The sequence below is a fragment of the Hafnia psychrotolerans genome (assembly GCF_014639435.1).
GTDB classification, from domain to species: Bacteria; Pseudomonadota; Gammaproteobacteria; order Enterobacterales; family Enterobacteriaceae; genus Ewingella; species Ewingella psychrotolerans.
In genome coordinates this window covers 187,427-198,946 of record NZ_BMFZ01000007.1, presented here as the reverse complement: position 1 = coordinate 198,946, position 11,520 = coordinate 187,427, and the positions used below count along the sequence as shown (strand labels likewise).

8 protein-coding genes are annotated in these 11,520 nt (G+C 52.0%); 2 read left to right on the top strand and 6 right to left on the bottom strand.

Annotated elements, in window-relative coordinates; all coding sequences use genetic code 11:
* Nucleotides 1-150: 150 nt before the first annotated feature.
* The 4 genes from glgC to asd form a co-directional block, all read right to left on the bottom strand.
* Entirely contained in the window at nt 151-1,428 is a 1,278-nt protein-coding gene (gene glgC / locus IEV89_RS14120; protein WP_188474168.1) for a glucose-1-phosphate adenylyltransferase, read from the bottom strand.
* 51 nt (nt 1,429-1,479) lie between these two features.
* On the bottom strand, nt 1,480-3,486 hold the full coding sequence (glgX, locus tag IEV89_RS14115; RefSeq protein WP_188474167.1) for a glycogen debranching protein GlgX: 2,007 nt from the start codon (nt 3,484-3,486) through the stop codon (nt 1,480-1,482).
* Nucleotides 3,483-5,669, bottom strand: coding sequence for a 1,4-alpha-glucan branching protein GlgB (gene glgB / locus IEV89_RS14110; protein WP_188474166.1), 2,187 nt, complete (start codon nt 5,667-5,669; stop codon nt 3,483-3,485). The genes glgX and glgB overlap by 4 nt, the downstream gene beginning before the upstream one ends.
* A 470-nt stretch (nt 5,670-6,139) precedes the next feature.
* The gene (gene asd, locus IEV89_RS14105; protein WP_188474165.1) at nt 6,140-7,243 is read right to left on the bottom strand and encodes an aspartate-semialdehyde dehydrogenase; all 1,104 of its coding nucleotides are present in this window, start codon (nt 7,241-7,243) and stop codon (nt 6,140-6,142) included.
* Nucleotides 7,244-7,448: 205 nt separating this feature from the next.
* Between asd and IEV89_RS14100 the strand changes: the two genes are divergently transcribed.
* The gene (locus tag IEV89_RS14100; protein WP_188474164.1) at nt 7,449-8,042 is read left to right on the top strand and encodes a YhgN family NAAT transporter; all 594 of its coding nucleotides are present in this window, start codon (nt 7,449-7,451) and stop codon (nt 8,040-8,042) included.
* A 79-nt stretch (nt 8,043-8,121) separates the two neighbouring features.
* Here the strand turns inward: IEV89_RS14100 and gntT are convergent, their stop codons facing one another.
* Entirely contained in the window at nt 8,122-9,438 is a 1,317-nt protein-coding gene (gene gntT / locus IEV89_RS14095; protein ID WP_188474163.1) for a gluconate transporter, read from the bottom strand.
* 245 nt (nt 9,439-9,683) lie between these two features.
* Here gntT and IEV89_RS14090 point away from each other — a divergent pair, with 245 nt between their 5' ends.
* Nucleotides 9,684-10,199, top strand: a complete 516-nt coding sequence (locus IEV89_RS14090; RefSeq protein WP_188474162.1) for a gluconokinase — start codon at nt 9,684-9,686, stop codon at nt 10,197-10,199.
* A gap of 166 nt (nt 10,200-10,365) precedes the next feature.
* Here IEV89_RS14090 and IEV89_RS14085 read toward each other — a convergent pair whose 3' ends face one another.
* On the bottom strand, nt 10,366-11,085 hold the full coding sequence (locus tag IEV89_RS14085) for a GNAT family N-acetyltransferase (RefSeq protein ID WP_188474161.1): 720 nt from the start codon (nt 11,083-11,085) through the stop codon (nt 10,366-10,368).
* Between the last annotated feature and the right edge of the window lie 435 nt (nt 11,086-11,520).

The window sequence follows — 11,520 nt, the reverse complement described above, 5'->3', positions numbered from 1 at the left end:
AACTCCCTGTTGCACCGTCCCGGACCACGTATAGATTCCTTAAAGACATACCCAAGTCATTGGCGTTGTGACAAGGCGGCAAATGAGTAGATTCCGCTTACACAGGATTCAGACTCGCGAATGCAGCCATGGCTTCAAGGTCGCCGGGTATTACAATTTCGCCAGCATGGCGCGGGTCACTAAAACAACACCGCCCTCTGAACGATAAAAACGTCGACTGTCTTCGTCTGCGTTTTCGCCGATCACCATGCCTTCGGGAATATGGCAGGCACGGTCGATAACACATTTACGTAAGCGGCATGAACGGCCAATGTTGACGTCCGGCAACAGGATGGTCGAATCAATATTGCAAAACGAATTCACCCTCACTCGCGGGAATAACACCGCGTTCACCACCACCGAGCCAGAGACAATGCAACCACCGGCGACCAAAGAGTTCATGGTCATACCGTGACTGCCGGAGCGGTCCTGTACAAATTTGGCTGGAGGCAGCGGTTCCATGTGGGTGCGGATCGGCCACGAACGATCGTACATATCCAGTTCAGGCGTCACGGAGGCCAGATCCAGATTGGCCTTCCAGTACGCATCGAGCGTCCCGACATCACGCCAGTACGGCGGCAACTCAGCGTTTTGCGTCACACAGGACATGCTGAAAGGATGCGCCCAGGCAACGCCCTCTGTAGTAATTCTCGGCAGCAGATCCTTGCCAAAATCGTGGCTGGACTCCTCCTTGGACATATCTTCTTCGAGCAGGCGGAACAGGTAGTCAGCATTAAAAATGTAGACGCCCATGCTCGCCAGTGCCATGTCCGGCTGGCCAGGAATACAAGGCGGGTTCTGTGGTTTCTCAAGAAACCCCTTGATTTGATAATCTTCCCCCACATCTATGACACCAAATTCACTGGCTTCTGCCAGCGGAACGGCAAGGCAAGCCACGGTGCACTCACCGCCTTTTTGCACGTGGTCCACCAGCATTCGGGAGTAATCCATCTTGTAGATGTGATCTCCGGCGAGGATCACGACATACTCAGCCTCATAGCGACGAATGATATCCAGATTCTGATAGACGGCGTCGGCGGTGCCCTTGTACCAGTGCTCGGTACTGTGGCGCTGCTGAGCGGGCAGTAAATCCACAAACTCATTCATCTCTTCATTGAGAAATGACCAGCCACGTTGAATATGTTGGACCAACGTATGTGACTGATACTGCGTAATAACACCAATGCGGCGAATACCTGAATTCAGACAGTTCGACAGTGCGAAGTCGATGATGCGGAACTTCCCTCCAAAATGAACCGCAGGCTTGGCGCGGGTAGCGGTTAAATCCTTAAGACGCGAGCCTCGACCGCCAGCCAGGATAAGCGCGACGGCTTTCAGGGGTAACTGTCTTGCCAGCATTACCGGATCTCTATTTTCTGTTGTATTCATGGCTGACTCCTTGGGTAACTCTGCTGACGTCTCTGCATGTATGTTGTTTTGTTATTCATGGCAATGGAGCACGCAGAGTGTTTTTGCTGTCGCACGCCAGATCGAACCATCCCTGACACACTGAGGTTCCTCTCCAAATAGAACCGAATTAAACGGGCTAACAGGCTGCCATTGCCCCTCAGGTAATTGCATATCGACATCACCGAGCGAGGCATTCAGCACCAGTAACCAGCGGCCTGACAGGCGGATTTGCAGCCATTGTTGCGGCCCGTGCTCCCAACTTGCGGCCTGCATCGGCTGGCCTTGAGCATCTAACCATTCGACGTCACTGCCTTCGTGACGCCACCACTGGTCCTGCATCAGTGCAGGGATGTTTTTACGCAACGCCACCAGAGCCGCCACGTAAGCCGTCAACGTATCGTCAACATGGCTCCAGTCGAGCCAGGTCAGGGCGTTGTCCTGGCAATAGGCATTGTTGTTGCCTTGTTGGGTGTTGCCGTGTTCGTCACCGGCCAGCAGCATCGGGGTTCCCTGCGAAAGCAAGAGCGTCGCCAGCAGCGCGCGCTGACTGAGATGCCGCTGACGCAGTACCTCTCCAGAGGCATTCAGCCCCTCTTCGCCGTGGTTTTGGCTGTAGTTTTCATTGTGCCCGTCGCGGTTATCTTCGCCGTTGGCCTGATTGTGTTTGTCGTTGAAGCTCACGACATCACGCAGAGTAAAACCGTCGTGCGCGGTAAGCATGTTAATGCTGGCGTGAGGGGCGCGCCCGCCGTGGTCAAAAAGATCGGCTGACGCGGCAAAACGCTTGGCGAACTGTCCGAGCGATACATCGCCATGCAGCCAGAATTTACGCATATCATCTCGCCACACATCGCTCCATTCAGCGAAAGGAGGTGGGAAGTTGCCGAGCTGGTAACCACCTGGGCCAATGTCCCAGGGTTCAGCAATCAGTTTGACATTCGACAAGAGGCTGTCGGCTCGAATAGCCGCGAAAAGTGGTGATTCTGAGGTGAACGTCGGGGTTCTGCCAAGCACAGTAGCAAGATCAAAACGGAAGCCATCAACATGGCATTCGCGCACCCAGTAATGCAGGCAGTCGAGTGTCCAGGCAATGGTTTCCTCATCCACTAACCGTAGCGCATTGCCGCAGCCAGTGACATTGTCGTCGCTGCCGTCTTCCCGCAGCCAGTACCAGCTGGGATTATCCAGACCGCGAAACGAGATGAATGGCCCATCGATATCCAACTCCGCGCTGTGGTTGAATACCACGTCGAGGATCACTTCAATCCCGGCCTGATGGAGCCCTTTCACCGCCGCTTTGAACTCATTAAGTGCTGAAATACCTTTCTGTCGGCTGGCATAGCTTGGCTCAACCGCGCAAGGTGCCAGCACGTTATAGCCCCAGTAATTACTGAGTCCAAGGCGCTGCAGCCGCGGTTCGTCAGCGTGATGCTGCACCGGCAGTAACTCTATTGCCGTCACGCCCAGATGCTGCAAATATTCCAGCATAACCGGATGCGCCAGGCCGGCATAAGTGCCGCGCAACGCCGCCGGAATGTGCGGATGCTGACGTGTCAGGCCGCGCACATGCGCTTCATAAATGATCGTCTCTCCCCACGGCGTGGCGGGTGGGGCATCATCGCCCCAGTCAAACCTATCATCGACCACCACCGACTTCGGCGCAGCCACGGCGCTGTCTTTTTCATCCGGCGCATCAATACCTCCCTTTAGCCGGGCGTTATCGCGCAATTGCCCCTCCAGCGCACGAGCACTGGGGTCGATCAGCAGCTTTTTAGGGTTAAAACGCAGTCCGCTTTCCGGCTCGAACGGTCCGTAAACCCGGTAACCATAGTGCTGACCGGCTTTGGCACCAGGCAAAAAGCCGTGCCAAAGATTACCGGTGCGACCAGGAAGCATCAGGCGTTGCTCACTGCCGGACTCATCGAATAGACACAGTTCGATTTTTTCCGCATGGGCTGAAAACAGGCAGAAGTTGACGCCATGGGCCTGTAATTGCGCGCCATAGGGCGCTGGTTGTCCGGACTCAAGTTTTTTCATCGTTCCTCCCTGCGCAGATACACAGTCGCCAGCGGCGGAATGGTCAGGCTGATGGAGTGCTCACGCTGATGGAGACCGATCGGCTGGCTGTAAATATCGCCGCTATTGCCGATGTTACCGCCGCGATAGAAATGCGAATCAGTATTGAGGATTTCGTGATATCGCCCCGGCCGCGCCACGCCAATGCGGTAGTCGTAACGCGGCACCGGTGTGAAATTGCTGACCACGATGATTTCGTCGCCGTTGTCGTCGCGGCGCGCAAAGGCAAACACGGAGTTTTCGTGGTCATCGACCACCAACCATTCAAAGCCACGCGGGTTGAAGTCCAGCTCGTAAAGCGGCGTTTGCTGGCGGTAAACATGATTGAGATCCCGCACCAGATGCTGAACACCGCTGTGCCAGCCGTTTTGGTCATCCAGTAGGTGCCAGTCGAGGCTGTTGTTGAAATCCCACTCACGGCCCTGTGCAAATTCACACCCCATAAACAGCAGTTTTTTGCCGGGATGTGCCCACATAAAACCGTAATAGGCACGCAGGTTGGCAAATTTCTGCCAGACATCACCGGGCATTCTGTCGAGCAGCGAGCCTTTGCCATGCACCACTTCGTCATGCGAAAGCGGCAGCATGAAGTTCTCGCTGTAGGCATAAAGCACACCGAACGTCATGAGATTATGGTGGTATTTGCGATGAACAGGATCAAGTTGCATATAATTAAGCGAGTCATGCATCCAGCCCAAATTCCATTTGTAATGGAAACCCAGTCCGTTCGCATCAGGCGGCATAGTGACGCCAGGATAATCCGTCGACTCTTCAGCCAGCGTCACGGCACCGTCGAGTTCACGGCCAATGGTTTGGTTGGTGTAGCGTAGAAAAGAGATGGCTTCCAGGTTTTCACGGCCGCCGTAATAGTTGGGGATCCACTCGCCTGCCTTGCGGCTGTAATCGCGGTAAATCATCGAGGCCACCGCATCGACCCGCAGGCCGTCAATACCGTAGCGTTCAATCCAGTAGAAACCATTGCCAGCCAGATAGTTACGCACTTCGTGGCGGCCATAGTTGTAAATTAACGTATTCCAGTCCTGATGGTAACCTTCGCGCGGGTCGGCATATTCATATAACGCGGTGCCATCGAACTGTGCCAAACCATGGGCGTCGCTCGGGAAATGGCCCGGGACCCAGTCAAGAATCACATTAAGACCGGCATCATGGGCTGCATCAATGAAAGCCTTGAACTCCTGCGGCGTACCATAACGCCGCGTCGGCGCATACATGCCCAGCGGCTGGTAACCCCAACTGCCGTCAAACGGATGTTCGTTGATTGGCATCAGTTCGATATGGGTGAAACCCATCCATTTAGCATACGGAATCAGTTGCTCAGCCAGCTCGCCGTAGCTTAACCAGAAACCGTCATCCGTATGGCGACGCCAGGACCCCAAATGCACTTCATACACCGACACCGGCTGGTTCAGAGCATTCGCTTTTTTACGCGCGGCAGAAAAGGGAACTTTCTCGGGCAGATGGCTCACCAGCGAGGCAGTTTCCGGGCGCATTTGCGCTTCAAACGCATAGGGGTCTGCGCGCAATGAGACATTGCCGTTACAATCGATCACTTCGTATTTGTACAGTTGGCCTTCGTGTACTGCGGGGATGAATAGCTCCCAGATACCGTTTTCACGACGCTGACGCATCGGGTGGCGGCGGCCATCCCAAAAGTTGAATTCGCCGACCACCGAAATACGCTTCGCGTTCGGTGCCCAGAGCGCAAAACTGACGCCTTCAACGTTATCCAAAACCTGTGGATGTGCGCCCAGCATCTCGTAAGGTCGCAAATGCGTGCCTTCAGCCAAAAGCCAGATATCCAGCTCCTGCAAAAGCGTGCCAAAACGGTAAGGATCATCAATCAGCTGGGTATTCTCACCCCAGCGAACTTCCAGCCGATAACGGAAGGGATTTTTGCGCCGGGGCATCACCCCAATAAAGAAGCCACGATCGTCATTGCGACGCAATTCAGCCACTTTGGTGCCTTTATCGGCATCAATCACCCAGACCTGATCGGCATCCGGTAACAGGGCGCGGACCTCAATACCCGCCGCTACAGAATGCATTCCCAAGAGCGAAAACGGATCAGCATAATGGCCGGAAATAAGTTGATTGATAACGTGCTGATCGGGAAGTACTGACATGCATTTCGTCCTATGATTAATTAAATCAATAAGTCCAATGAAATCATCCAGATGATCTATGATAACGCTCTGGTCAGTGTGCTCCTGAATGGATGATCACCTTGTGACACGAGCGCCATTTCTTTTTGCTTAAACATGCCTGTCAGCGCTTACGCTCACAGTTTCTAAATAAGTGCTTGTTTGTGCTTCTCAAAAGCGTTTTGCTCATCTACTAAGCATAGACAAAGGTCGATAAAAAGCAGGAGCAAAAAGCGCGGATTTTTTCACAAAATCAAATTCAGCCAAAAGCGCTGACGAAGAGATTCAAACCGGGTGAAGTGATTGATGACTGAAACAAAAACGGGACACCGTGCTGGTGTCCCGTTAGGCAGTCAGAGAGAGGAAAATCCTGAGATTTATCCTTTGACTAACCAAAATAGTTGGCGTTGTCGCAAGGCAGCTCACGCCGCCTACGACTTCAAATCTGAAGGTTACAGCAAGATGCGCAACATACGGCGTAGTGGCTCTGCCGCGCCCCACAACAACTGGTCGCCGACGGTAAACGCAGACAGATATTGCGGGCCCATATTCAATTTCCGCAGGCGTCCAACCGGCGTGTTCATGGTACCCGTGACCGCTGCCGGTGTCAGTTCTCTCATCGACAGCTCGCGGTCATTCGGGATGACACGCACCCAGTCGTTGTGCGTCGCCAGCATCTGTTCGATTTCAGGAATCGACACATCTTTTTTGAGCTTCAGGGTAAACGCCTGGCTGTGGCAGCGCAGCGCACCGATGCGCACGCACAGACCATCAACCGGGATCACGCTGGAGGTGCCAAGAATTTTGTTTGTTTCAGCCTGACCTTTCCACTCTTCTTTGGTCTGGCCGTTATCCAGTTGCTTATCAATCCACGGGATCAAACCGCCGGCCAGCGGAACGCCGAAATTGTCGGTCGGCAGTGTGCCGCTGCGGGTTAGCGCGGTGACTTTACGTTCGATTTCAAGGATCGCGGAGGCCGGATCTTGCAACTCTTTCGCCACGCTATTGTGCAGCATGCCCATTTGAGTCAGCAGTTCGCGCATGTGACGGGCGCCGCCGCCGGAAGCGGCCTGGTAGGTCGCCACTGAAGCCCATTCGATCAAGTCATTGGCAAACAGGCCGCCCAACGACATCAGCATCAGGCTGACGGTACAGTTACCTCCGGCAAAGGTTTTGATGCCTTTATCGATACCTTGATGAATCACCGCGCTATTGACCGGATCCAGGATAATAATCGCGTCATCATGCATTCTCAGAGAGGATGCGGCGTCGATCCAGTAGCCTTTCCAACCGATTTGACGCAGCTTTGGATAGATTTCATTGGTATAATCGCCGCCCTGACAGGTGATGATAATGTCCAGCGCACTCAATGCGTCGAGGTCATAAGCGTCCTGCAATGTGCCATGCTGTCCGGCAAATTCCGGTGCGGCCTGACCGTGTTGCGAGGTAGAGAAGAATACCGGGCGGATGGCGTCAAAATCGCGTTCTTCAATCATGCGCTGCATGAGTACAGAACCGACCATCCCGCGCCAACCAACGAAACCTACGTTTTTCATAATTACTGTCCTGCCCTAAGGGTGATAGCTGCGTAAAATGTGTTTGTGATTTTTAGCGTCGACGACCCTGTCAACGCGCTGGTCTACCACCTTACAAAATGGTGTAGAAGTGGCAAGTGAATTTAATCGATAGTACGGGCTTTTTTAGCAGCCCGGCTTATAACAGGCGTTTTTAAGAAAGCCGATCTCCGCCTTTGAGGTAGTCATGACTGATATGATTTCAGCAACCATCTTGCTGTTTTTGATTATGGATCCACTCGGCAACCTGCCGATCTTTATGTCGGTGTTAAAACATCTGGATCCGAAACGGCGTCGCGTAGTGTTGATCCGCGAGATGCTGATTGCGCTGATCCTGATGCTAATTTTCCTCTTCGCGGGCGAAAAGATCCTCTCTTTCCTTAATCTGCGCACCGAGACGGTGTCGATTTCAGGCGGTATCATTCTCTTCCTGATCGCCATCAAAATGATTTTCCCCTCAGAGGAGAAAAGCAGTACGGGCCTCTCTGCCGGTGAAGAACCTTTTCTGGTACCCATGGCGATCCCGCTGGTAGCTGGCCCGTCGATTCTGGCCACGCTGATGCTGTTGTCGCATCAATATCCCCATCAGCTCAGTCATTTAACCCTGGCACTGTTTATCGCCTGGGGTTTGTCGATGGGCATTCTGCTGCTGTCGAACCTGTTCCTGCGCCTGCTCGGCGATAAAGGTGTCAGCGCGCTGGAACGCCTGATGGGCCTGATTCTGGTCATGCTCTCGACGCAGATGTTCCTTGACGGCATCAGAGCATACTTGAAGATTTAGCCGTCCGCTTTCGCACCCACAAAAACGGCGGCCCCTCAAGGGCCGCCGTTTTTGTGGGTTTCAATTCAGAACGCTGGCTTTACACCACCATCGATAACAGCAGACAACCGCCGAGACCACACAGGGAAATGATGGTTTCCAGGATTGACCAGGATTTGAAGGTTTCAACAATAGTCAGGTTGAAGTACTCCTTGAATAGCCAAAAACCGGGATCATTAACGTGGGAGAAAATAACGCTACCGGAACCGACGGCGATCACCATCAGCTCAGGGCTGGCACCGCTGGTAGCAATCAGCGGTGCAACAATACCGCCCGCCGTAATAGCGGCGACGGTTGCAGAACCCAGCGCAATACGCAGAACCGCTGCAATGGACCATGCCAGCAGGATTGGCGACAAGTTGCTGCCGTTCATAATGTTAGCGATATACGGTTCGATACCGCTGTCCACCAGCACCTGTTTGAACGCACCGCCACCCCCAATGATAAGCAGCATCATCGCGATGATTTTGATCGACTCCGTCACGGTATTCATCACTTCCGTCATGCTACGGCCACGGTTCAGCCCGAAAGTGAAGATAGCGATCAGCACCGCAATCAGCGTTGCCATGACCGGGTCACCGAAGAACTCAGCATAAGGCAGAACCACGTGGCCTTTTGGCAGGATCATCTCGCAAACCGCACGGAATGCCATCAGGATAACCGGCACCAGAGAGGTTGCTACGCTGACGCCAAAACTTGGCATTTCTTGTTCGGTAAAGGTTTTTGGATTGAACAGGCCTTCAGGAACCGGTTTATCAATGCCTTTCAGGAAGCGGGCAAATACAGGACCCGCAAGGATAACCGTAGGGACTGCCAGCAGCGAACCATACAACAGGGTTTTACCCATATCTGCATGGAAAATCGTGGCAATCGCCGTTGGGCCAGGGTGTGGTGGTAAGAAACCGTGCGTGACGGATAACGCAGCGGCCATGGGTACACCGACATACAGCAATGGCAGACGCGCCGATGCGGCAATGGTGAAGACCAGGGGTAGCATCAGTACGAAGCCGACTTCATAGAACAGCGCGAAACCGACGATAAAACCTGTCAGAACCACGGCCCATTGAATGTGCTCTTTACCGAACTTACTGATAAGCGTGGTCGCAATACGTTGTGCACCGCCGCAATCAGCCAACATCTTACCCAGCATGGCACCAAAGCCCATGATCAACGCAAGACTCCCTAACGTGCCGCCTACCCCGTTTTTAATCGAGGTAATCACTTTATCCACCGGCATGCCTTGCATGATACCGACCGCGAGCGCGACCAGGATCAGAGCAATGAACCCGTTGAGTTTGAATCGGATCATAAGCAACAGCAGTAGCGCGACGCCTACGGCTACAATAACTAATGGCATATCTTTTCCCCTTTATGCTTTATCCCGCGCAGGTATCTGGAAAACGGGGCATTATTTTTGATTTTCAATAAATTATAGGAGTTAACAGTGCAACGGGTACAGGCCGAGACCGCTAAATCAGCAGTACATTCCTTTGTGATATTAGTCACATCTCCATTTGTTACCGGTATCATGATACCGGTAACATGATAATATTAGGACTCACTTCGCAGTCAAAATTTTCATTTTGGGATAGAGATCAACTTATGGCAGGACAAAGCATCATTCTGATGGGTGTGTCAGGCAGCGGTAAGTCCACCGTCGGCGCGGCATTAGCCCGGGAGATTAACGCAAAATTTATCGACGGTGATGATCTCCATCCCCGTGCAAATATTCAGAAAATGGCCAGCGGACACCCGTTGAACGATGATGACCGCGCACCCTGGCTTAAACGTCTGAATGACGCCGCTTACAGTCTTTACCATAAAAACGAAAGCGGAGTGATTGTCTGTTCTGCGCTGAAACGCCGCTATCGCGATGCGTTGCGCGAGGATAATCAGGGCGTGGTCTTTATCTATCTGAAGGGCAGTATTGAGGTGATTTCCGAGCGCATGAAAGCCCGCGTCGGCCACTTCATGCCGACAGAGTTGCTAAAGAGCCAGTTCGATGCGCTGGAAGAGCCCGGCGAAGACGAACCCGATGTACTGCGTGTGAATATCGATCACAAGTTTGAAGGTGTCGTAGATCGGTGTGTGGCCGCGTTGAATAAGCACAATCAATAGGCTTGGCTCGCCAACAAATCGGGCCGGGGAATCACCGGCAGATAAGGGCTATCGCTGAAGAGACTATCTCAGTGCGGTGGTGAAAGATGACGGCACGGTTGCCTTCGCCACCCATTCTGAATGGGTGTATGACGAAAAAGGGGCCATAACGACGATTCCAGTATAATTATTTTTCTGGTTTCTGGGGCATCAGTTCGGCCAGCCTTTGTTTTTGTTTGCCTTTTTCGTCCAAATTAGCCGGGCTCAACCAAAGACTCATGGCTCTGCGAATTAACGGCCACTCACCATCGGTAATGGAATACCAGCGAACATCACGATTACGCCCTTTAGATACCTGCATTTGCCTGAATGTGCCTTCGTATTGAAAACCCAACCGTTGTGCAGAGTGAATGGCTGATTCATGCAGGCTGTCACATTTCCACGCACATCGCCTGTATTGCAACGTATCGAAAATATATGACAGCAGAAGAAAGATTGCCTCCGTGCTACATAAAGTACGTTTCATTAACGGGGACCAGTTAATCCAGCCTATCTCTATGGTCCCATTTTCCGGATCAATTCGCTGCAATGCTACCGAACCCACGGCTTTATCCGTGGCATGGTTAATCACCGCATAGAAAGAAGGGTCCGCGCTGGTAGCCAGAGAGGCAATATAATGATCGCATTGCTTAATAGTAATAGGTCTTTTGATGTGGAAATAGGTCCAATCACGTTCGTCATCGATACTATGCCACGCATCAAACAAGTCTCGACTATGCTTAATATCAATAGCTTCAAGCAGGCAATAGTCACCTTTAAGGGGGACTTTCTTGAGTACACCCCGGGAGTGCCAATCAGGTAATTCCTTCCCCAAAGCCTGACCGTAAATGTTTAGTTCTGTCGTCATAAGTCACACCCAATCGTTCACGTTTTAAAACAGTGAGTTATAGATTAAACTGACGATATAAGCCCATAGGTACATTTGCTAACATTTTGATGTCGCCATTTGCCTATTATCTACATTCAGCATGCTACTTGCGAAACATCAACCTTGCTATTCGGGTAAAAAATAGCGTCATCACGGTTTTTATTAACACGCCATTTTGATATGGGTCTCGTCAGAATATTTTTTCTATTTCAACGACAATACCGGCCACATTGAAATGACGGTGCACTCAGGTGCCGGTTACTGATTCCAATAAAAATAGAGAAAATTATTTTAATATTATTAATATCGGCATTAAGATTTTTTTCTTGAGTGATTTTACTTTAAACCAAGGAATAATTTCATGTTGTTCAGCCCAGATAGCGGTAACAATCGCGCGAATATATTCGCAAACGT